The sequence below is a fragment of the Gaetbulibacter sp. M240 genome (assembly GCF_043876815.1).
Classification (GTDB): domain Bacteria; phylum Bacteroidota; class Bacteroidia; order Flavobacteriales; family Flavobacteriaceae; genus Gaetbulibacter_A.
Genome location: NZ_JBAWKA010000002.1, coordinates 24,366 through 45,604 on the forward strand (window position 1 = coordinate 24,366; position 21,239 = coordinate 45,604).

General features: G+C 38.2%; 19 protein-coding genes and 1 tRNA gene. 16 read left to right on the forward strand and 4 right to left on the reverse strand.

The features are described 5' to 3' along the window. Position 1: 1 nt before the first annotated feature. Entirely contained in the window at positions 2 to 1,096 is a 1,095-nt protein-coding gene (locus V8G61_RS05645; RefSeq protein ID WP_394874512.1) for an ABC transporter permease, read from the forward strand. Here V8G61_RS05645 and yihA read toward each other — a convergent pair. Continuing rightward, on the reverse strand, positions 1,093 to 1,701 hold the full coding sequence (yihA, locus tag V8G61_RS05650; protein ID WP_394874514.1) for a ribosome biogenesis GTP-binding protein YihA/YsxC: 609 nt from the start codon (positions 1,699 to 1,701) through the stop codon (positions 1,093 to 1,095). The two genes, V8G61_RS05645 and yihA, sit on opposite strands and share 4 nt — an antisense overlap. A gap of 48 nt (positions 1,702 to 1,749) precedes the next feature. Further along, positions 1,750 to 2,514: an alpha/beta fold hydrolase gene (locus tag V8G61_RS05655; protein ID WP_394874516.1), complete on the reverse strand. Its 765-nt coding sequence runs from the start codon at positions 2,512 to 2,514 to the stop codon at positions 1,750 to 1,752. A 296-nt stretch (positions 2,515 to 2,810) separates the two neighbouring features. Between V8G61_RS05655 and mraZ the strand changes: the two genes are divergently transcribed. The 15 genes from mraZ (at position 2,811) to V8G61_RS05730 (ending at position 18,955) form a co-directional block, all read left to right on the forward strand. Next, entirely contained in the window at positions 2,811 to 3,281 is a 471-nt protein-coding gene (gene mraZ, locus V8G61_RS05660) for a division/cell wall cluster transcriptional repressor MraZ (RefSeq protein WP_394874517.1), read from the forward strand. Then, positions 3,256 to 4,164 (forward strand): 16S rRNA (cytosine(1402)-N(4))-methyltransferase RsmH, encoded by a 909-nt coding sequence (gene rsmH / locus V8G61_RS05665; protein WP_394874519.1) that lies wholly within the window; start codon positions 3,256 to 3,258, stop codon positions 4,162 to 4,164. Before mraZ ends, rsmH begins: the two co-directional genes overlap by 26 nt. Beyond that, positions 4,165 to 4,482: an FtsL-like putative cell division protein gene (locus tag V8G61_RS05670; protein ID WP_394874521.1), complete on the forward strand. Its 318-nt coding sequence runs from the start codon at positions 4,165 to 4,167 to the stop codon at positions 4,480 to 4,482. Between the two features lie 63 nt (positions 4,483 to 4,545). Then, the gene (locus tag V8G61_RS05675; RefSeq protein ID WP_394875291.1) at positions 4,546 to 6,498 is read left to right on the forward strand and encodes a penicillin-binding protein; all 1,953 of its coding nucleotides are present in this window, start codon (positions 4,546 to 4,548) and stop codon (positions 6,496 to 6,498) included. Beyond that, positions 6,495 to 7,958 (forward strand): UDP-N-acetylmuramoyl-L-alanyl-D-glutamate--2,6-diaminopimelate ligase, encoded by a 1,464-nt coding sequence (locus V8G61_RS05680; protein WP_394874522.1) that lies wholly within the window; start codon positions 6,495 to 6,497, stop codon positions 7,956 to 7,958. The genes V8G61_RS05675 and V8G61_RS05680 overlap by 4 nt, the downstream gene beginning before the upstream one ends. Further along, positions 7,958 to 9,202, forward strand: coding sequence for a phospho-N-acetylmuramoyl-pentapeptide-transferase (gene mraY / locus V8G61_RS05685; RefSeq protein WP_394874523.1), 1,245 nt, complete (start codon positions 7,958 to 7,960; stop codon positions 9,200 to 9,202). The genes V8G61_RS05680 and mraY overlap by 1 nt, the downstream gene beginning before the upstream one ends. Before the next feature lie 42 nt (positions 9,203 to 9,244). After that, positions 9,245 to 10,576 (forward strand): UDP-N-acetylmuramoyl-L-alanine--D-glutamate ligase, encoded by a 1,332-nt coding sequence (murD, locus tag V8G61_RS05690; RefSeq protein WP_394874524.1) that lies wholly within the window; start codon positions 9,245 to 9,247, stop codon positions 10,574 to 10,576. 12 nt (positions 10,577 to 10,588) lie between these two features. Further along, positions 10,589 to 11,782, forward strand: a complete 1,194-nt coding sequence (locus tag V8G61_RS05695; protein WP_394874525.1) for an FtsW/RodA/SpoVE family cell cycle protein — start codon at positions 10,589 to 10,591, stop codon at positions 11,780 to 11,782. Then, positions 11,782 to 12,882 (forward strand): undecaprenyldiphospho-muramoylpentapeptide beta-N-acetylglucosaminyltransferase, encoded by a 1,101-nt coding sequence (gene murG / locus V8G61_RS05700; RefSeq protein ID WP_394874526.1) that lies wholly within the window; start codon positions 11,782 to 11,784, stop codon positions 12,880 to 12,882. Before V8G61_RS05695 ends, murG begins: the two co-directional genes overlap by 1 nt. Next, positions 12,879 to 14,231: a UDP-N-acetylmuramate--L-alanine ligase gene (gene murC, locus V8G61_RS05705; RefSeq protein WP_394874528.1), complete on the forward strand. Its 1,353-nt coding sequence runs from the start codon at positions 12,879 to 12,881 to the stop codon at positions 14,229 to 14,231. The genes murG and murC overlap by 4 nt, the downstream gene beginning before the upstream one ends. Continuing rightward, positions 14,221 to 14,937: a cell division protein FtsQ/DivIB gene (locus V8G61_RS05710; protein WP_394874530.1), complete on the forward strand. Its 717-nt coding sequence runs from the start codon at positions 14,221 to 14,223 to the stop codon at positions 14,935 to 14,937. Before murC ends, V8G61_RS05710 begins: the two co-directional genes overlap by 11 nt. A 6-nt stretch (positions 14,938 to 14,943) precedes the next feature. Continuing rightward, a complete protein-coding gene (ftsA, locus tag V8G61_RS05715; RefSeq protein ID WP_394874531.1) occupies positions 14,944 to 16,257 on the forward strand; it encodes a cell division protein FtsA in 1,314 nt (437 codons plus the stop codon). Between the two features lie 58 nt (positions 16,258 to 16,315). After that, a complete protein-coding gene (gene ftsZ / locus V8G61_RS05720; RefSeq protein ID WP_394874532.1) occupies positions 16,316 to 18,271 on the forward strand; it encodes a cell division protein FtsZ in 1,956 nt (651 codons plus the stop codon). A gap of 156 nt (positions 18,272 to 18,427) precedes the next feature. Next, positions 18,428 to 18,877 (forward strand): GatB/YqeY domain-containing protein, encoded by a 450-nt coding sequence (locus tag V8G61_RS05725; protein WP_394874533.1) that lies wholly within the window; start codon positions 18,428 to 18,430, stop codon positions 18,875 to 18,877. Positions 18,878 to 18,881: 4 nt separating this feature from the next. Further along, positions 18,882 to 18,955 (forward strand) — tRNA-Arg (locus V8G61_RS05730). 63 nt (positions 18,956 to 19,018) lie between these two features. Here V8G61_RS05730 and V8G61_RS05735 read toward each other — a convergent pair. Next, complete coding sequence (locus V8G61_RS05735) at positions 19,019 to 19,873, reverse strand: sugar phosphate isomerase/epimerase family protein (RefSeq protein WP_394874534.1); 855 nt, start codon at positions 19,871 to 19,873, stop codon at positions 19,019 to 19,021. Between the two features lie 54 nt (positions 19,874 to 19,927). Continuing rightward, on the reverse strand, positions 19,928 to 21,238 hold the full coding sequence (locus tag V8G61_RS05740; RefSeq protein WP_394874535.1) for a beta-mannanase: 1,311 nt from the start codon (positions 21,236 to 21,238) through the stop codon (positions 19,928 to 19,930). Between the last annotated feature and the right edge of the window lies 1 nt (position 21,239).

A 21,239-nucleotide genomic window follows, 5' to 3' on the forward strand; every position in this document is an offset into this window, starting at 1 on the left:
CATGAGTTCAAAATCCAACTCATTAAAACAGTTAGCGCTCCAAAAATTCAAAAAGAATTTTTGGGGCGTTTTTAGTTTCTGGTTTATTGTGTTAGTGGGTTTTGTTGCTGTTTTCGCATATGTTCTGGCTCCGGATAATTCTCAGGCGGCTAATCAAATGCATTTAGCCATTCATTCAAAAAAGCCAGGGTTTACAGTTACCATGCTAACCATTCCCTCGGAGATTAATAGGAAGCAGAAAACATTGGGTAAATTGTTTTTTGGCAAAAAAGTAGCTGATACTGAAGTGCCTATTGTGAACTACAATATTACACCGGATACTTTGAATTATACTGAATACGCTTCTGATGGTCTTGAAGGTATGAAAAAGCACGTGACTTTAGACCGTTTTCCTGATGGAGATGCTACGGCGTATATCAAAGAAAAAACCTTTCTTTTTGGTACAGATAAATATGGCCGTGACTTATTAAGTCGGATTTTGGTTGGTGCAAGAATTTCATTTTTTATTGGCTTTGTTGCTGTATTTATTTCGCTGGTTATCGGAATACTTATGGGTAGTTTGGCCGGGTATTTTGGTGGTAAAATTGATGCTCTTATTATGTGGATCATCAATGTGACCTGGTCCATTCCAACCTTATTGCTGGTTATCGCAATAACACTTGCTTTAGGTAAAGGGTTTTGGCAAGTATTTATTGCTGTAGGACTTACCATGTGGGTTGAGGTCGCCAGAGTAGTTCGTGGTCAGATAATAAGCGCCAAAGAGATGCAATACGTTACGGCGGCTCGTGCTTTAGGTTATTCGGATTTCAGGATCATTAAAAGGCATATACTTCCTAATATTATGGCGCCGGTAATTGTCATTTCAGCGGCAAATTTTGCTGCGGCTATTTTGATCGAAAGCGGTTTAAGTTTCCTCGGTATCGGAGCCCAACCTCCAATGGCTAGTTGGGGTGCTATGATCAAAGATCATTATAATTATATCATTCTGGGAAAACCTTATTTGGCGATAATACCCGGACTGTGTATCATGAGTTTGGTGATGGCCTTTATGCTCATAGGTAACGCACTTCGCGATGCTTTAGATGTAAAGAACTAAAGTTGTTTGCCTAAATTGTTATTCAAGTCTTCAATATATTGTAAAACAGTGTCTTGTCCTAAGTTTTTAGTGGCAGAAGTTATAAAGTAGGGAGGCATGGTTTCCCAAGTTTCTAAAAGGACGTTTTTATACGTTTCAATATGCCTTTCAATGGCTTTAGGTTTCAGTTTATCAGCTTTGGTAAAAATTATAGAAAAAGGAATGGCATGCTCTCCTAGCCATTGCATAAATTCGAGATCTATGGGTTGTGGCTCATGCCTAATATCTACCAGTACAAAGGCAGAAATAAGTTGTTCTCTAACAGCAAAATACTGAGTTATAAATTTTTGAAATACTTTTTTAGTGCTTTTAGAAACCCTAGCATAACCATAACCGGGTAGATCAACGAGATGCCAGTTTTTATTGATCAGAAAATGATTAATTAATTGGGTTTTCCCTGGTCTACCTGATGTTTTTGCTAAACCTTTTCTATTAGTAAGCATATTGATCAGCGAAGATTTACCTACATTACTTCGACCAATAAACGCATATTCTGGCAGTCGGGTATTCGGGCATTTCGTAACATCAGAGTTGCTTACAACAAATTCGGCCGATTTAATTTCCATAAGTAAAAAGTTTATTCAGACGGAGCCTGAAAGTCGAATTATTGGGTTTTAAAAACCTCTTTTTTGAAACCAGGATTCTAAAATCTTATTGAACTCCATAGGATGTTCCATCATGGCGGCATGGCCACATTTATCTATCCAATAGAGCTCCGAATCAGGAAGTAAACGGTGAAATTCTTCAGCGACTTCAGGAGGAGTTACCGTATCGTTTTTCCCCCAAATGATACAAGTTGGCGTATCCATATGAGGAAGATCTTTTCCCATATTATGACGAATAGCACTTTTGGCAATAGCTAAAGTCTTTATCAATTTATTTCGGTCGTTAACCGTTTCGTAAACTTCATCAACAATTTCTTTAGTTGCCACTGCAGGATCATAAAAAACGTCTTGAGCTTTCTTTTTAATAACTTCATAATCGCTACGTTTTGTATAACCACCACCCATAGCACTTTCGTAAAGCCCGGAACTCCCAGTGATCACAAGCCCTTTAACTTTTTCAGGAAACATTTTGGTATGATAAAGGCCGATATGACCTCCAAGGGAATTACCCAATAAAATAACGTCATCAAAGCCTTTAAATTCAATAAAATCATGCAAGTATTTGGCGAAGCTTTTCACATTGGTTTTTAATAAAGACATAGAATAAATAGGAAGTTCAGGGATTATAACATTATAACCGCTATTACTGAAGTAATTTATAACCGAGTCAAAATTACTCAGACCGCCCATTAATCCATGTAAAACAATAATTGGCGTTCCTTCGCCAGCTTCAATATAGCTATAGTTTTTTTCTTTCTTTAAAGGATGCGTCATCAATCAGTTAGTCTTTTCTCTAAGGACAAATATAGTCAATTCAGATATATTTCAATCATATAAATGTCTTACAAAATACAGCAGAATGTTCTACAGGATTGTTAACAATTATAAAGGTTATTAAAGATGTCCTCAACTATTTGATTCCTAGTATATCGGGGCTTTCATCGAATTAATCGAGGAGAAAAACACTCCTTTCGTCTAAAATTTATCAACAAAGTGGTATTTTGTGGTAAAATGTGGTAAAATTTTCAATATATTTGAATCATTAACGCAGAAAGACTAGCCAAACGCTTGTGGATTTATTAACAGGGACATACGAATGCAAAGTAGATGCAAAGGGCAGACTCATGATGCCTGTTGCACTTAAAAAACAACTGTCTCCGATTTTACAGGATGGTTTTGTTTTGCGTCGCTCTGTATTTCAAAAATGTCTCGAACTATATCCTATGGGGGAATGGCAGGTGTTAATGAAGAAAATGAACAAGCTTAACCGGTTCAAGAAAAAGAACAACGATTTTATCCGTCGCTTCACAGCTGGGGTAAAAATGATTGAGGTTGATGTAAATGGTCGCTTACTTATACCTAAGGACCTTACGGTATTTGCAAACATCTCAAAAAATATTGTGGTAGCGTCTGCTATTAATATTATTGAAATTTGGGATAAGGATCTATACGAGCAGGCTATTGATGATGCAGCAATGGATTTCGCTGATTTGGCCGAAGAAGTAATGGGACAAGATGATGATGACGATGGAATATCATAAACCGGTACTACTAAAGGAAACGGTGGACGGCTTGAATATTAAGCCAGATGGTATTTATGTGGATGTAACCTTTGGTGGTGGTGGTCATAGTAAAGAAATTTTAAAACGTCTCGGTGAAGGTGGAAAATTATATGCTTTTGATCAGGACCTGGACGCTCTTGAAAATAAAATTGATGATGACCGTTTTACGCTGATCAATGAGAATTTTAGATTCTTAAAGCGGTTTTTAAGGTTTCATGGTGTGAAACAAGTAAATGGAATATTGGCTGATTTTGGTGTATCCTCGCATCAATTTGATGTGGCCGAGCGCGGTTTTTCAACGCGGTTTGAGGCAAAGCTAGATATGCGTATGAATCAGGAAAGTCAATTATCTGCATACCATGTTATCAATGATTATGAGGAAGCTGATCTAAAACGCGTTTTTTACCAATATGGGGAGTTACGATCGGCCCCGGCAATGGCACGAGTCATTGTTGAAGCAAGGCAGGAAGAGCCCATTGAAACTTCAGAGCAATTAAAGGAGGTCTTGAAAAAGTTTTTACCACCGCGCCATGAGAATAAGGTTTTGGCTCAGATATATCAGGCTATTCGCATTGAAGTGAATCAGGAGCTTGAAGCTTTGAAGGAGTTTTTAAAACAAACGCCTGAAGTTTTGGTAAAAGGAGGTCGTTTAAGTGTAATCTCCTACCATTCGCTAGAAGATCGATTGGTGAAGCGCTTTATTAGAAACGGTTTGTTTGAAGGTGAGCCAGAGCGGGATATGTATGGGAATTTTGAGGTGCCGCTAAAAAAAGTAAATGGATTAGTAGTGCCTTCGGCAGAAGAGATAAAGGAAAATAACAGAGCGCGAAGTGCAAAACTTCGAATTGCAGAAAAACTGTAAATGAAAAAGGGAATCTATAACATATTGCGTGGAACTTTTTTAGTGAGCGATGACTCCTTTAAAAACTGGCGTTTTATCATTTTCCTATCAGTTCTGGCGCTTGTTATGATTGCTAGTTCTCATAGTGCTGATAAAAAGGTTTATGAGATAGCCCGACTGAAAGAAGAGGTAAAGGAACTGCGGTCGGCTTTTTTGGATGGGCGTTCCAGACTTATGAAATTAAAAATGGAATCGAATATCATCCAGAAAATGAAAGAGAAAGGCTTATCGCCTTCAGAGATTCCGCCCAAGAGAATAATAGTTAAACCCAAACAATAAACCAGAAACTTGGCAGTAAACGAAAAAGGCATATTGAACCGATTGTATTTTATAGCAGGCTGTATGTTTGTCTTCGGTTTAGCGGTTATTTTTAAATTGGTTAATATCCAGTTTCTGCAAGGCGATAAATATCGCGCTATGGTGGAACAGACAGATATTAAAAACATGACCATTCCGGCAAATCGCGGTAATGTTTATGCTTCTGATGGCAGCTTGCTGGCTACTTCCATACCCAAATACGATATAGCGATCGACCCGGTGGTATCTTCTACTGATCTGTTTGAAATGAATATTAAGGGTTTGTGTGATTCTCTTTCAAATTATAGTGGTAAAGCTTCAAAATATTTCGAAAGAAAAATTCGAAAGGCTCGGGTGAATAAGAATCAGTTTGTGTTGCTCGAGCGAAATTTAAGTTATTCTGACTATATCCGATTTCGAAATTTTCCACTCTTAAATCGTGGTGCTATCCCTGGCGGACTCATTGTTCAGCAGACTACGAAGCGTGAATACCCTATGGGTGGGATGGCTCGTCGTACCATTGGTTATGAGCGCGAGGATGAAGATGGGAATATTACAAGACCCGGAATCGATGGGGCTTTCGGCGTAAAATATTTGAGTGGTACTAACGGGAAGCGCTGGATGCAAAAGATAGGTCCTAATAAATGGAAACCGCTAACCGATTATAATCAGGTGGAGCCTCAGGATGGTTATGATGTTTATACGACTATCGATGTAAATATTCAAGATATAGCACATCATGCCTTATTAGAACAGCTCGATAAATATAAAGCTGATCACGGTTGTGTTGTTGTTATGGAAACCAAGACTGGCGAGATCAAGGCGATTTCTAATTTAGGTAGAAATAGTAACGGCTTGTATTATGAGCGGCTAAATTATGCAGTAGGTGAAAGTCAGGAGCCTGGTTCTACGTTCAAAACAATGGCCTTAATGGCAGCTTTGGAGGATAAGATCGTAGATACTTCAACCGTAATTGATACCAAACTGGGCTATAAAACCTTCTACGGTCGTGCTGTATATGACACTCATGGTCATGGTAAAATTTCTGCAGCTCGTGTTTTAGAAGTCTCTTCCAATGTAGGTATAGCTACTATTATTGATGACGGATATTCAAAAAATCCGGAAAAGTTTATCGATCATTTAAAAGAATGGCATTTGAATAAACCACTTGGGCTACCGATAATTGGAGAGGGAGATCCCATAATTCCCGAGCCTGGAGATAAGATATGGAGTAAAAATGCCCTACCATCTATGGCCTACGGGTACAACTTGAAACTAACACCATTACAGATCTTAACTTTTTATAATGCGATAGCCAATAATGGAATTATGGTAAAACCTCGCTTTATTAAAAAGGTAAAAGAACTTAATGACGAAATAGCCACCATAGACAAAGAAATTATAAACAAAAAAATATGCTCTGACAAAACGCTTAAAGAGATGCAAACTATTTTAAAGCATGTCGTTGATCGTGGAACGGGTACCTCTTTATATTCAAAACACTTCTCTATGGCCGGTAAAACGGGTACTGCCAGAACCGAATACTGGATGAAGGATTGGAACGAGAATAAGCGCTACATCTCATCTTTTACCGGGTATTTCCCAGCTGAGAACCCAAAATATTCCTGTATCGTGGTGATTTATAAGCCTAGCGTGGAAAAAGGATATTACGGGGCTGATGTAACGGGACCGGTTTTTAATAGAATCGCTCAAAAAATATTTATTGATACGCCAAATATTGATGAAGTGGAAAGTTTGGATGTAAAAACGGCTCGTGCTGACGAACAGTATGAACAGTATTTTAATATTGCTAAGACCTATAAAACAATCATGCCTGATCTTGTTGGGCTACCTGCAATGGATGCTCTTGCACTTTTGGAAAACATGGATGTTCAGGTACGCGTGGATCTTCAGGGCGGTGGTGTCATTACTGCGCAATCAGTAAGTGCCAATCAAAAATTAAAAAATAATCAAACTGTCGTACTTAAAGCATCGTGATAGAATTAAAAGACATATTATACAAGGTCACTCTAAACGCGGTTAAGGGAGCAACCGGTATTGTGGTTAATAATCTGCATTTCGATTCACGAAAGGTTGAAAAGGCCGATGTGTTTATAGCTATTCGTGGTCAGGTAGTTGATGGTTATGATTATGTGGATAAGGCGATAAATAAAGGAGCTTTAGTGGTTGTTTGTGAAAAATTACCGAGGGATCTGGAAACCGGAATCACTTATGTGGAGGTGGACGATTCGAGCAAGGCTCTCGCGATCATGGCTTCTAATTTCTACGGGAATCCTTCCGAGAATCTAAAACTGGTTGGGGTTACCGGAACCAATGGTAAGACCACGGTGGCCAGTCTCTTGTATCAGTTATTCAAGAAAGCCGGATACAAAGTAGGATTATTATCCACGGTAAAAGTACTGATTGATAATAAAGAATTAAAAGCAACACATACCACTCCGGATTCGATCACCATTAATAGCCATTTAAAGCAAATGAATGATGCAGGTGTGGAGTTCTGTTTTATGGAAGTGAGTTCACATGGGATTCATCAAAATCGTACGCTGGGATTGTATTTTACCGGAGGCATATTTACAAATATCACGCACGATCATTTAGATTATCACAAAACCTTCGCGGAATACCGGAATGTTAAAAAATCTTTTTTTGATCATCTGCCAGCCAATGCTTTCGCGCTAACCAACATAGACGATAAAAATGGGTTATTCATGCTTCAAAATACGAAGGCGAAAACATTTACCTATGGTTTAAAGAGCTATGCAGATTACAAAGCTCAAATTTTAGAAAATCAATTAAGTGGTCTTTTGTTGAAGGTGAATGATAGTGAGGTCTGGACACGACTTATTGGAAATTTTAATGCCTATAACATATTAGCCGTTTACGGAACCGCTGAATTAATGGGCCTTGAAAAAGAGGAGATCCTTCGATTAATTAGCGATCTGGAAACCGTAAGTGGACGCTTTCAATATGTGATTTCGGATGATAAAATAACAGCAATTGTCGATTATGCCCACACGCCGGATGCGCTTAAAAATGTATTGGAAACCGTAAACAGTATCCGAACTAAGAATGAAAACTTAATTACGGTTGTTGGTTGTGGTGGAGACCGTGATAAAACAAAACGTCCAAAAATGGGCCATATCGCTTCAGCCTTGAGTACCAAGGTTATTTTCACCAGCGATAATCCGCGTACAGAAGATCCTGAAACCATTCTAAGAGAAATTGAAGTAGGGGTAGAGCCACAACATTTTAAAAAGACCTTAACTATTACGGATAGACGTCAGGCGATCAAAACAGCGTGCCAGATGGCAAACCCGGAAGATATTATACTCATTGCCGGTAAGGGCCATGAGACCTATCAGGAGATCAATGGCGAACGCTTTGATTTTGATGATTTTAAGATCGTTCAAGAATTTTTAAAACAAATGCAAAAATAATGCTGTATTACTTATTTGAATATTTAGAAAAAGAGTTTCAATTTCCCGGGGCTTCGCTTTTTGGCTTTATCAGTTTTAGAGCGGCCATGGCGATGATCTTGGCCTTGCTTATTTCTACTATTTATGGTAAACGCATTATTCGATTTCTTCAAAAAAAGCAAATGGGAGAGACCATTCGCGATCTGGGTCTTGAAGGTCAGGCTGAAAAAGCGGGAACGCCAACTATGGGCGGTCTCATCATTATTTTAGCTACCCTGATTCCGGTAATCCTACTTTCAAGGTTGGAGAATATCTACATTATTTTACTCATCGTAACCACCCTGTGGATGGGAGCTATTGGCTTTTTAGACGATTATATAAAGAAATTCAAAAACGACAAGGAAGGCTTAAAAGGGCGCTTTAAGGTTATGGGACAGGTGGTGCTTGGTCTTATTGTTGGGTTAACATTGTTTTTCCATGAAGATGTGGTGATTAAAGAGAAATTACCGCAAGAACAACAACAAGTATTGTTGGAAAAGAACCCGAATATTTCACCTTCAAAATTATTTAGTGGTGAAGAGACCAAATCGACCAAAACTACCATTCCATTTGTAAAAAATAACGAGTTTGATTATGCGAAGATGATCACCTGGATTAGCCCGGAACTCAAAGAATATGCTTGGGTGATCTTTATTTTGATTGCCATATTTATCATTACCGCTGTGTCCAATGGTGCGAATCTAACCGATGGTATTGATGGTCTGGCGGCAGGCTCATCAGCTATTGTGGTGCTTACTTTGGGGATTTTCACCTTCGTATCCGGTCGTATCGATTTTTCAGATTACCTGAATATTATGTACATCCCTAATGTAGGTGAAATTACTATTTATATCGCGGCATTCGTAGGAGCCCTTATTGGGTTTTTATGGTACAATGCTTTTCCTGCACAGGTATTTATGGGCGATACAGGGAGTTTAACGATTGGTGGAATTATCGCTGTGATCGCCATTGCTGTGAGAAAGGAATTGTTGATTCCTGTATTGTGCGGCATCTTCCTTGCTGAAAATTTATCGGTTGTTATGCAGGTCAGTTGGTTTAAATACACCAGAAAAAAATTCGGTGAGGGGCGACGCATTTTCAAAATGTCCCCCTTACATCATCACTATCAAAAGTTAGGATATCATGAAAGTAAAATTGTAACCCGATTTTGGATCGTGGGCATATTACTGGCCATTCTATCGATAGTGACATTAAAAATTAGGTAACGATTAGTTTTCCGCTTTAGCGGAATAGAAAAATAAATAAAAATGAAGCGTTTAGTGGTACTTGGGGGAGGCGAAAGTGGTGTAGGTACAGCACTTCTGGGACAAGCAAAAGGCTACGACGTTTTTGTTTCTGATAAGGGAAAAATAAAAGAAAAGTACAAGCACGTTCTTGAACATAATGAGATTGCATGGGAAGAAGAGCAGCATACCGAAGCTAAAATTCTGAACGCTGATGTTGTAATGAAAAGCCCCGGAATACCTGATAAAGTTGACATTGTTGAAAAAATCAGACAACAACGAATTCAGGTTGTTTCGGAAATTGAATTTGCAGCCCGGTTTACAGATGCGACCATCGTTGCCATTACTGGTAGTAATGGGAAAACCACAACGGCATCCTTAACACATCATATTTTAAAGCAGGAATTGAATGTGGGATTGGCCGGCAATATTGGTGACAGTTTTGCCAAACAGGTTCTTGAAAAGAATTACGAGAACTATGTTTTGGAAATCAGCAGTTTTCAGCTGGATGACATTGTTGATTTTAAGCCAAAAATTGCGGTGTTGCTCAATATTACCCCGGACCATTTAGATCGCTATGATTACAAATTTGAGAATTATATCGCTTCGAAGTTCCGAATTGCAGAGAATCAGACGAAAGATGATTATTTTATTTATGACGCGGATGACCCTGTAATAGTAAAGCATCTGGAAGATCATCCTGTACAATCAACATTATTGCCTTTTTCACTTGAGAAATCTATTGAAAATGGCGCGTGCATTGAAAACGAAAATATTAAAATTAAAATCAATAATAGCCAAATTACTATGCCAACAAGCAACGTTACATTAGAGGGACAACACAACTTAAAAAATGCCATGGCCGCATCAACCGTGGCACAATTATTAAGGATTCGAAAACAAACGATTCGCGAGAGTTTAGAGAACTTTCAGGGTGTGGAACATCGTTTGGAACAGGTTCTTAAAATTAATAGAGTACAGTATATAAACGACTCCAAGGCTACTAATGTGAATGCCACCTATTATGCATTGGAAAGCATGGATGCTCCAACGGTTTGGATCGTTGGCGGCGTGGATAAAGGGAATAATTATGAAGAACTATTTCCGTTCGTGAACGAAAAGGTTAAGGCTATTATTTGTCTTGGTGTCGATAATGAGAAATTGATGAAAACTTTTGGGAATATGGTGGATATTATAATTGAAACGCAATTTATGAGTGAAGCTGTGAAGATTGCTTATAAAGTGGCTGAGGCAGGAGATAACGTATTGTTGTCGCCAGCTTGTGCCAGTTTCGACTTGTTTGAAAATTATGAAGACCGTGGGCGTCAGTTCAAAGAAGCGGTAAGAAACCTGTAATAAAAAGATCATATGCAAACCGTATTTAAAAACATAAAAGGCGACCGACTTATCTGGGCTATTGTAGCTTTGCTGGCTATTCTGTCGTTTTTACCTGTTTATAGTGCGGCCAGTGATCTCGCCTACAGCAGGTACGACGGCAATACATTTATTGCTTTTTTAAAGCATTTTATGCATTTGCTTTTAGGTTTTGCCATCATGTATATGGTACATAAAATTCCCTACCGGTATTTTAAAGGCTTGTCGCTCATAATGATACCTGTAGTTTTAGTGTTGTTAGTTATTACCATGATGCAAGGAACTGTTATGGGTGGTGCAAGTGCCAGCCGTTGGATAAAGATTCCGATTGTGGGGATGAGTTTCCAAACATCAACACTAGCCTCAGTAGTTTTACTAGTGTACGTGGCACGCTATATGTCGAAAATAAAAGATAAAACGATCACCTTTAAAAGTACGTTGTTGCCTTTATGGTGTCCTGTATTTTTAATATTAGGGTTGGTATTACCTTCCAATTTTTCAACGGCAGCTATCATTTTTTTAATGGTGGTGATTTTGGTGTTTCTTGCTGGATATCCGGTGCGATATTTAGTGGTTATTTTAGGTTCTGGTTTAGTGGCGCTTATGTTTTTCATTATGGTAGCCAAGTTAACCACAGGCCCCTTGAATGTTAAAGTAACCACCTGGGAAAACCGCTTAATAAATTATGCAAATAATGAAGATACTGAAGCTGATTATCAAATAGAAAAAGCAAAAATAGCTATCGCCTCAGGTGAAATATGGGGGAAGGGCCCTGGTAAAAGTGTACAGAAACATGCCCTACCGCAATCATCCTCGGATTTTATTTTCGCAGTGATTATTGAAGAGTATGGATTACTTGGAGGGCTAGCCATAATGATCTTGTACATGTGGTTGTTATTCCGCATTGTTATTGTGGCACAAAAAGCCGACACTATGTTTGGGAAATTATTGGTGTTGGGTGTAGGATTACCTATTGTTTTTCAGGCGCTTATTAATATGGCTGTTGCTGTGGAATTATTTCCTGTAACAGGACAAACCTTACCATTGATTAGTAGTGGGGGGACCTCTATTTGGATGACCTGTATGGCCATTGGTATCATATTGAGTGTAAGTGCGAAGCGTGAAGAAATTAAGGAACGTGAATTACAGGAGGATAATCCTCTAGAAATATTATCGGAAGCAATTTAATGAGTCATTATAAAATCATATTATCAGGAGGAGGTACCGGGGGACATATTTACCCGGCGATAGCTATTGCCAACGAAATTAAATCGCGTTATCCTGATGCCGAATTTTTATTTGTTGGTGCAAAAGATCGTATGGAAATGGAGAAGGTTCCACAATCCGGATATGAGATCAAAGGCTTATGGATTTCCGGTATTCAGCGTCAGCTTACATTGAAAAACCTCTTATTCCCTTTTAAGCTATTAAGCAGTTTGTGGAAGGCTAATAAAATTGTTAGAGAATTTAAACCCGATATTGCTATCGGAACCGGCGGTTTCGCCAGTGGTCCCCTGTTGTATATAGCTAATGCTAAAAATATTCCGACGCTTATACAGGAACAGAACTCGTATCCGGGAATTACGAATAAATTATTGGGTAAAAAGGCCAATAAGATCTGTGTGGCCTATGATGATCTGGAGAGGTTCTTTCCTCAGGAAAAACTTATAAAAACGGGAAATCCTGTGCGTAAAAGTCTATTATCAGTAAGCGATAAACTTGTAGAAGCTAAGGACGCATTCAAATTAAAGCATGGTAAATACACGGTTCTGGTTGTCGGAGGTAGTTTGGGTGCTCGACGCATCAATGAACTTATTGAAAAAGAACTGGATTTTTTCGACACCCATAATGTGCAACTTATTTGGCAATGCGGGAAACTGTATTATCAGCAGTATAAAATATACAATCACACAAATAATGTTCAGGTCTATGAATTTTTAAATAATATGGACTTGGCCTATGCTGCGGCAGATATTATTATTTCAAGGGCAGGTGCCAGCTCGGTTTCTGAGCTTTGTATTGTTGGGAAACCTGTCATATTTATACCGTCTCCTAACGTCGCGGAAGATCATCAAACCAAGAATGCCATGGCTTTGGTTAAAAATGATGCCGCCGTTATTATTAAAGAAGAAGATCTGGATGCTGATTTTGAGAACAAATTTGCAAACTTGATTAATGCTCCCGAAAGACAAAAAGCTTTGGGAAAGAATATAAAGAAACTGGCTTTGGCCAATGCGACCAAAGACATTGTGAATGAAGTAGAAAAATTATTGAAACCTAATAAATGAATTTAGATACCATACATAAAGTTTATTTTGTGGGCATTGGCGGGATAGGCATGAGTGCTTTAGCGCGTTATTTCCATGAGAAAGGTATGCGTGTGGCGGGTTACGATAAAACACCAAGTGCCATTACCGAAGGGTTAATAAACTTGGGGATCGAGATTCATTTTGAGGACAATCTGAATTTGGTAGATAAAGCCTTTTTAGAAATAAAGAATACCCTGATCGTTTACACACCAGCTATTCCCAAGCATCACGCGGAATTATTATATTTTCAGACGCACGATTTTGAAGTTCTGAAACGCTCGGAGGTTTTAGGGATCATTACTAAAAACACCTATTGTTTTGCTGTTGCCGGAACCCATGGTAAAACAACAACCACAAGTATTCTCGCCCATTTACTGGCTGAATGTGATGTACCTGTTACAGCATTTTTAGGAGGTATCAGTGAGAACTACAATTCTAATTTAATATTAAAAGGCACAGAAGTTTCAGTGGTGGAGGCAGATGAGTTCGACCGCTCCTTCTTACGCCTATCACCCGATGTGGCTTGTATTACCTCTATGGATGCCGATCATTTGGATATCTATGGCGATCCTTCAGAACTCATCAAATCTTTCGAGGATTTTTCAAAAAAATTAAAACCCAATGGTGTGTTATTCGTTAAAAGCGGTTTGTCTATTCATGGTATAACCTACGGTATTGAAGATGATTCCGACTACACCATTCAAAACATAAGAATTAATAAAGGAACCTATGTTTTTGATGTAAAAACACCAGAAACGGTCCTTAAAAATATAGAGTTTAGCCTACCAGGTAGACATAATTTGTCGAATGCACTAATAGCCTTGGCGATGGCTGTAATTTACGGTTGCCCATACCAGCAGCTCGCCAAAGCTTTAGCGTCTTTTAAAGGGGTGAAACGACGTTTTACATATCAGATCAAAACCAATGACCTGGTTTATATTGATGATTATGCCCACCATCCCCAAGAAATTAATGCGGTACATCAAGCCGTAAGAGAGATGTATCCTAATCAAAAAGTATTGGCCATTTTTCAACCACATTTGTATTCCAGAACTCGCGATTTTGCTGATGAATTTGCTAAAAGTCTGTCGCAGTTCGATGCGGTTATATTACTGGATATCTATCCCGCCAGGGAAGTCCCGATTGAAGGTGTGACATCTCAGTGGCTATTGGATAAAATTGAAAATAAAAATAAGCAACTTGTAGATAAAAAAGACCTGATACGTGTTGTTAAAAACAGACCTGAAACCGTGATCATTACCATTGGTGCGGGAGATATTGGAGAAGAAGTAGATCATTTAAAAAAAGAATTAGAACTTGCGATTTAATTGGAGTAACATAAAGTTAGTACTGCTTTTTGGCGTTGTTATTTTCTTGTTTGCCTTTGCATCAAACAAAAATGACGCCCGATTAGTAAAGCAATTGCAAGTCACTTTTACGAGTGAAAACAATCTGTTTATCACAAATGAGAATGTTAGTAAATTGTTAATACAAAATTATGGTACTCTTGAAAATGTACCTAAAGAAATTTTAGATTTGAATCAGTTAGAGAAGACCCTCAAATCTAATCCCATGATTAAATCTGCTGAAGTTTATCTCGCTATTGACGGGACTCTTTACGCCGAAGTTGCGCAAAAGACCCCAATAGCCAGAGTGCGTACTAATGCGTCTTTTTATGTTGATGATGAAGGAAAGTACATGCCTTTATCAACTAATTATTCTGCTCGGGTACCACTTATTACAGGTTATGTTGATAAAAATCATTTAGAGGACATTTATAAAATTGCCGATAAAGTAAGACATGACACATTTTTAAAAACGAATGTTATCGAAATACATCAAGATAGAAACCAACATATATATTTAAAACTAAGGGAATGTACTTTCACTGTTCATTTAGGGAAGGTTACGCAGTTAGATAAAAAAATAAATAATCTGAAGGCGTTTTATCAAAAGAATTTAAAGGATAACACGTTGAATCAATATAGCATGGTTAATTTAAAATTTGATAACCAGGTCGTATGTACCAAATAATAAACTATGGAACATAATTTAGCAGTAGGATTAGACATAGGAACTACAAAGATAGTGGCCATGATAGGCCGGAAGAACGAGTACGGAAAATTAGAGATTTTAGGACTCGGGAAATCTAAAAGCTTGGGTGTACATCGCGGTGTGGTTAACAATATTACCCAAACCATTCAATCGATTCAGCAAGCTGTCCAAGAAGCTGAAGCTGCTTCAGATACTAAAATTGATCAGGTTACCGTAGGGATTGCAGGACAGCATATCAGAAGTTTACAACACAGCGATTACATTACAAGACCAAACTCTGAAACCGTTATTGATGAAGATGATATTGAGCGACTGATCAATCAGGTGCACAAGTTGGTGATGTTGCCGGGTGAAGAAATTATTCATGTTCTACCACAGGAGTACAAAGTGGATGGACAAGCAGAAATTAAAGAACCTATCGGTATGTATGGTGGTCGTCTTGAGGCCAATTTCCATGTTGTTGTTGGCCAGGTATCGTCTATTCGAAATATAGGCCGCTGTGTACAAAGTGCCGGTTTGAATTTAGAAGGAATTACTCTGGAGCCTCTGGCATCAGCCAACGCTGTATTAAGTCAGGAAGAAAAAGAGGCAGGTGTAGCCCTCATCGATATCGGTGGTGGAACTACTGATCTTGCTATTTTTAGAGATGGTATCATTCGCCATACCGCCGTAATTCCATTCGGTGGAAACGTGATTACAGAGGATATCAAAGAAGGTTGTTCCATTATTGAAAAACAAGCAGAACTATTAAAAATAAAATTTGGCTCCGCCTGGCCCGGTGAAAATAAGGACAATGAAATTGTGTCCATTCCCGGACTTAGAGGTCGCGAACCTAAAGAGATTACTTTAAAGAATCTGTCTAAAATCATTCATGCCCGCGTGGTAGAAATTATCGAACAGGTTTATGTTGAGATCAAAAATTACGGTCACGAAGAACAAAAGAAAAAATTAATTGCCGGTATCGTATTAACCGGTGGAGGAAGTCAGTTAAAACATTTAAAACAACTCGTAGAGTACATCACTGGAATGGATACCCGCATTGGCTATCCCAACGAACATTTGGCAGGCGATAGTGATGATGAGGTTACCAGTCCATTGTTTGCCACAGCAGTCGGGCTCGTTTTGGACGGTCTGAAACGCCAGGATCGTAAAAAAGTAGAGGAGGCTCAGGCGGAAGCTTTAGAGAATGAGGGAGAGGCTCCAGAGGAAACACCAAAAGAACGCGAGCGTAAAGTGCGTCGTTCATTTTTAGACAAATTAACAGAGAGCGTTAAAGATTTTTTAGATAACGCAGAATAAGATCATAATCGATTAAAAACGATAACAAAAAACAAAAACCACACTAAAACCGGAATTTATGAGCAGCAATAAAGAATTCGATAGCATATCGTTTGATTTACCCAAAAACCAATCAAATGTTATAAAAGTGATTGGTGTTGGCGGGGGCGGTAGCAACGCTATAAACCACATGTTTCAGCAAGGTATCAAAGGTGTAGATTTTTACGTATGTAACACCGATTCACAAGCCCTTCACAACAGTGGTGTGCCAAATAAGATTCAATTGGGTGTAAATCTAACAGAAGGGTTAGGAGCAGGAGCTAATCCTGAAATAGGTGAACAAGCCGCAGTAGAGAGTTTTGATGAAATCTCTCAAATGCTGGATTCGAATACAAAAATGGTTTTCATTACGGCAGGAATGGGAGGTGGTACCGGTACCGGTGCAGCGCCTATTATTGCTAAAATGGCCAAAGAGAAAGATATCCTAACCGTTGGTATTGTTACCATGCCTTTTGCTTTTGAGGGTAAGATGCGAATTGAGCAATCTCAAAAGGGTATTGAAAAGTTAAGAGATGTTGTTGATTCGTTAATTGTGATCAATAATAATAAACTTCGTGAAGTTTATGGAAATTTAGGGTTTAAAGCTGGTTTTTCAAAAGCCGATGAAGTGTTATCCACAGCTGCTCGTGGTATCGCTGAGGTTATTACTCATCATTACACTCAGAACATCGATTTACGTGATGCGAAAACTGTACTAAGTAATAGTGGTACAGCGATTATGGGATCGGCACTGGCCTCCGGACAAAACCGGGCTCAGGATGCGATACAAAAGGCTTTGGATTCCCCATTACTAAATGATAATAAAATTACCGGAGCTAAAAACGTTTTGCTGCTTATCGTTTCGGGTTCTCATGAAATTACAATTGATGAAATTGGTGAAATTAACGACCACATTCAAAATGAAGCTGGTCATGGTGCCAATATTATAATGGGTGTTGGTGAAGACGACTCTTTAGAGGAGTCCATTGCTGTGACTATCATTGCCACCGGATTTAATATAGAACAGCAAGACGAAATATCGAATACAGAAACTAAAAGGGTTATCCACTCTTTGGGTGACCATGACGAAGTGAAAGCTCAGGATCAAGAACCGGTTATTATTTCGCCGGTGATTGAAATGGAGAAAAAGGATGAGCCGGAGGTTATTAAACACACCTTGGATCTTGGAAATGAAGACGAGCAGGGTGAGTCGGTAACTTCTGATAATAAAATAGAAGAGGATGAAGACTCTATGATGAAAACCACGGATGCTATTAAGAATATGGCAGTAGAATATGAAGAGGTTAAATTACAATTTGAAGAAGAGGAGGATTTTATTATTAAGCCTGTAACGAGAATGGAGGATAATAAGGATACCTCTGAAATTATTGAAGAAGAACAACAAATAACATTAACCTTTGACCTGCCATTAACACCCAAGAGTAGGGCAGGCTCCGCTAATGACGAGGATTCAATTAAGCACGATCTGGATGAGGATATTAAAAAAATTCCTGTGAATGATTATATAGAGCTCATTCCTGTAACTGAGACAAGTGAGGAAGGTGATGTTCGTTACGCTTTGGATGATTATTTGGAAGTTGAGTCATCTTTAAACAATAAAAAGCAATCAGGAAAAGAAGCTTTTGAGGAGATCGATCAGGAGGTTGTTTTTGAGAAGAAAATTCTAAAACAAGAGCCTCAAAAAGAAGAAATTTCAAAAGAGTCGACGGATCCTGTTGATTTACCTATTTCGGGTTTATTAAAAGAGCGTGCTGAAGAACGCAGACGTAAAATGAAGGATTTTAATTATAAGTTCAACTCTGCTAAAATTGATGATATTGAGAAGATCCCTGCTTACAAACGTCAGGGTGTTGATCTGGAGGCATCCAGACATTCTTCGGAAACCGATATTTCAAGAACTAGTATCGGTACCGATGACAATGATGATATTAAATTGCGATCCAATAATTCGTTCTTACACGATAATGTGGATTAGCACATAGTTTACATACTAACCTTACTTTAGTTATGAACCCGAAAAGACTCCCTCAACTTTTCGGGTTTTTTAGTTTTTGTATTAAAAAAACAAGAATTCATGCATCGTAGCAGAAATCTATTTTTTATCTTCGCAAACGGTAATAAATAGAATACTATGAGTTTACAAGACGATGTTATGTCTGCCTTAAAAACAGCTATGAAAGCTAAGGATCAAACGGCTTTAGCGGCCCTTAGAGCTGTTAAATCGGCCATATTATTAGCAAAAACAGAAGTTGGTCATCAGGAAGAATTAACAGAAGAACAGGAGCTCAAAATACTTCAAAAACAGGTAAAACAACGAAAAGATAGTGCTGCGGTTTATTTAGAGCAGGGGCGTGAAGATCTAGCTTCTCCGGAGTTAGCGGAAGCCGAAGTTATTAGTCAGTTTTTACCGGCGGCTCTGAGCGAATCGGAAATTGAAAAAGTAGTTACAGACACTATCAATAGCATTGGAGCAGATGGAATGAAGGATATGGGCAAGGTTATGGGAATTGTAAGTAAAAAATTAGCCGGACAAGCTGATGGTAAAACTATTTCAGCCATAGTAAAGAAAAATTTAGCTTAAAATCGGCCCCGTGGCGCAACTGAATAGCGCATCAGATTTCGGCTCTGAGGGTTGGGGGTTTGAATCCCTCCGGGGTCACATAAACGGATCATTGATTATTTATAACCAATGATCCGTTTTTTTTAGTACAATATGTGAAATTCAGTAAATTGAAAGACCTTCCAAATTAGCCTTTAAAATTAATTCAACATCAGCATCTTCAACATGCCCTAAAATTCCAAAATCTCCTTTGTAGCCTTTTTTCTTTATCAGCTCAATCATTTTCATTTCGTAATCACCTTCTCCAATTGGAAGTATTTTTGGGCCTCCCTTTCTTAGACCATTCAGATTTACGCTCCATAGGTAAGGCAACATTGCTTCAATTATCTCAGGAAAAGTATCTATTTGTTTGTGTGCATGATGAAAATTATAAACGATACCTAAATCATGGTTAGGGAGCGCTTTTATTATTTTAATTTGATTTAAGGGTTCTCCAAACCAGTCTCCATGGTTATATAACGCTATTTTGCAGCCTAAGAATTTTGCTTTATTACTAAGGTAGGCTATCATTTTAGCACCTTTTTTTACAGCCATCGAATCAGGCAAATTTTCGAAAAAATTGGAGTTAAAACCTACCCAAATCTGTCCTTTGTATTGGACTTCCTCAATAATTTGAAAAACTTTTGTGTTAGAACGGTTTAACTTACCAACAGAGTCCCAGGCATCATCAATCCACATCCAAACAGCAATTACATCCAAATTGTTTTGTTTAGCAAGCCTTAATTCGGTAGCCGTATTTTCAAGGTCTTCCTCGCGCCAATCATAAGCATATTTTTTTAGCCCAAGCTCTTTTAACATGCCTATTCTTTCTTTAGGAGATCGCTGAACACTATCATACGGAACAATACACCAGGCATATATATTCTCATAATCTACAATCTTCTTTTTATCTTTTTGATTACAAGAAGCTACCATAATAAGAAGTCCTATAGATATTAAAAATTTTGAGTGCCTCATTGTGTTCAAGATAAAATTTTGTTCAAGTTTTAATGAAAGGAAATTCATTAAGAATTAGTTCGTTAATCTTTTGTTATAGTCCCTTATCAGTTTTAGTGTTATGGTGTCTGATGCAAATACCGAGTTTAAACCTTGCGGTTCTTCGGGAGGATCTGCGGTGAAATCGTCTCCCAATTTCCATTGACCATTTTCAGGGTTATTAGAACCATATCCTGCGAATCCCCAAAAATTTAAACCCTGAAAAATACTATTCACACCCTTTTTGTCTAAGAGATATTTGAATATGTCCTGAAAGTAAGTGTTTCTATTTTCAACAGATGCTAGGCTGGAAATACTTTCGTTATTTCTTGGAAATCCAAACTCTGACATAACAATGGGTTTATTTAAGGACCGGGCAACTTCAATGTGTTTATCCATGTATTCAAAGGTCTTTTTTAAGGATAATTTCAGGCTTTCAGGCTCATTATTCTTATCATACCAACCCCAGTTTTTGGGCCAAATGTGCATGGTTAAATAATCTATTTTAGCGTTAACATGAAGTCGTTTATACATATCCAGATCTTCTAAAAAACCCGCTTTTCCCTCAGCACCTGTAGAGATAAGATGTACAGGGTCCAGAGAATCTATTAAGTCAACAGTTTCTATGAGCCATTCTGAATACGATTTCTCATGCTCAGGAGTCATCATAACACGTGGTTCATTCGCAACCTGCCAGGACATGATCGTGTTATCATTAATATATTTTAATTTGGTATATCGATTTTTTCGTCCCATTATGAATTTTACATGCTTGTAAAATGCTTCCATACATGGTGCGCAGCTTTGAAATTGTTTTGTGTAGTTCTGATAATCATCCCAAGTATATTCGTCTGTTAAAGGTTTAGGTATATCACCGTAGCCATTCCACTTTAAATACTGAGCCATGCCTCCAGACCAATTCCAGTTGTTGTTTAAATATAAAATGGCATACATATTTCGCTTACGCATTTGTGCTAAAAGAAAATCTAAGCCATCAAGTAAATCCTGATTATAAATGCCTTGCTGTGGCTGTAAGCTTGGGGAAATTTGGGACTCGCCTTCACCTTCAGCGCCCACCAATATTCGAAGATTATCAATGCCGATGCTTTTCATGAGATCTAACTCGCGAATAAGTCTTTGGCGATCACCCTTCTTTTTGGCTCCAAGTAATGGGCCGTACCAATAATTCGTACCCACAAAATAATAGGGTTTCTGGCCTTTGAATAGTCTGGATTTCTTAATGGAAATCAGTGGAATATCCATTTTTTTGATTTTCACATATTCGGCACTTCTACATGATAAAAGTCCAATAATAATTATGATAAGGACGGAGAGCTTTGATGTCATT

Coding starts and splice junctions, on each gene's coding strand:
- V8G61_RS05645 (WP_394874512.1), top strand. CDS start 2: ATGAGTTCAAAATCCAACTCATTAAAACAGTTAGCGCTCCAAAAATTC.
- murG (WP_394874526.1), top strand. CDS start 11,782: ATGAGTCATTATAAAATCATATTATCAGGAGGAGGTACCGGGGGACAT.
- murC (WP_394874528.1), top strand. CDS start 12,879: ATGAATTTAGATACCATACATAAAGTTTATTTTGTGGGCATTGGCGGG.
- V8G61_RS05735 (WP_394874534.1), bottom strand. CDS start 19,873: ATGAGGCACTCAAAATTTTTAATATCTATAGGACTTCTTATTATGGTA.
- V8G61_RS05670 (WP_394874521.1), top strand. CDS start 4,165: ATGAAAAAGGGAATCTATAACATATTGCGTGGAACTTTTTTAGTGAGC.
- murD (WP_394874524.1), top strand. CDS start 9,245: ATGAAGCGTTTAGTGGTACTTGGGGGAGGCGAAAGTGGTGTAGGTACA.
- V8G61_RS05675 (WP_394875291.1), top strand. CDS start 4,546: ATGTTTGTCTTCGGTTTAGCGGTTATTTTTAAATTGGTTAATATCCAG.
- rsmH (WP_394874519.1), top strand. CDS start 3,256: ATGATGATGACGATGGAATATCATAAACCGGTACTACTAAAGGAAACG.
- V8G61_RS05725 (WP_394874533.1), top strand. CDS start 18,428: ATGAGTTTACAAGACGATGTTATGTCTGCCTTAAAAACAGCTATGAAA.
- V8G61_RS05695 (WP_394874525.1), top strand. CDS start 10,589: ATGCAAACCGTATTTAAAAACATAAAAGGCGACCGACTTATCTGGGCT.
- ftsA (WP_394874531.1), top strand. CDS start 14,944: ATGGAACATAATTTAGCAGTAGGATTAGACATAGGAACTACAAAGATA.
- mraY (WP_394874523.1), top strand. CDS start 7,958: ATGCTGTATTACTTATTTGAATATTTAGAAAAAGAGTTTCAATTTCCC.
- V8G61_RS05655 (WP_394874516.1), bottom strand. CDS start 2,514: ATGACGCATCCTTTAAAGAAAGAAAAAAACTATAGCTATATTGAAGCT.
- ftsZ (WP_394874532.1), top strand. CDS start 16,316: ATGAGCAGCAATAAAGAATTCGATAGCATATCGTTTGATTTACCCAAA.
- V8G61_RS05740 (WP_394874535.1), bottom strand. CDS start 21,238: ATGACATCAAAGCTCTCCGTCCTTATCATAATTATTATTGGACTTTTA.
- yihA (WP_394874514.1), bottom strand. CDS start 1,701: ATGGAAATTAAATCGGCCGAATTTGTTGTAAGCAACTCTGATGTTACG.